Annotated in this window: 1 protein-coding gene; it reads left to right on the forward strand. The window is 59.1% G+C overall.

From position 1 onward, the window contains the following. Window positions 1-143 precede the first annotated feature (143 nt). The coding region (locus A3754_RS02070; protein ID WP_304439773.1) for a type I restriction-modification enzyme R subunit C-terminal domain-containing protein at window positions 144-927 on the forward strand (784 nt) is incomplete at its 3' end.

The raw sequence follows: 927 nt of genomic DNA on the forward strand, positions 1-927 counted from the left end.
GGCAGACATCAACGACCTGCCGGAAACCAGCGTTGCCGTAAAACGGTGAGCTGCGCCTGGTACACCAGCTTCAGCAAACCGATGCCCTGAAGAAATTCGAGGCCTCAACCCGGCATAAGCTTGCCGAAACGCTATCGCCCCTTATGTCAGCCAGAGTGCTGCGAGACAAGCACGCCACCGCGCTGGATAAGCTGATCGCCAGCATCCAGCGCTGCCTGGTGGAGCAGGCCAGTTGTTTTGAAGATGGTCGGGATGAATTCCTGGCCGAACTGGACAAGCTGGCGGTGAATATCCAGGCCGTCCGGCAGAAAGATGCCCTGATCGCCGACGTACGCAGTGCAGACTTCTGGCAGCAGCCCAGCATCGAGAAACTGGAAAATGCCCGCAGCGGGTTGCGCGGCATCATGAAATACAAGCAATCCGGCGGAACAGGCGGCTACACCACGCCTTCTACCGGTACGTCTGATGGTGGAGTAGCGGAAGGGGAGCGGCAAGTCACCATCGCCGGTGCCAACGAAGCCATGATCTACCGTCGCCGCCTGAAAGGCATACTCGATGACATGCTGGCCGCCAACCCGGTCTTGCAGAAAATCCGCCAGGGCGAGCCCATTGCCGTGACGGAGCTGGAAACGCTCACCTCCACCATCCTCACCAGCCACCCCGGCGTCAGCCTCGAAGTCCTTAACGACTTCTATGGCCGTACCGCCGACCAACTGGCTGTCACCGTCCGGGAAATCATCGGGTTGGACCCGCAGGCAGTGGAAAACCATTTTAAACAGTTTCTTCACCAGCACCCCAACCTCACTGCCCAGCAGGTGCGTTTCATGAACCTGCTCAAGAACCACATTGCCCAGCATGGTTCCATCGTCGTGGACAAGCTCTACGAGGCACCGTTCGACAGCATCTCCCACGAGGGCATCGACGGCG

The sequence above is a fragment of the Alcanivorax sp. HI0083 genome, assembly GCF_001635175.1.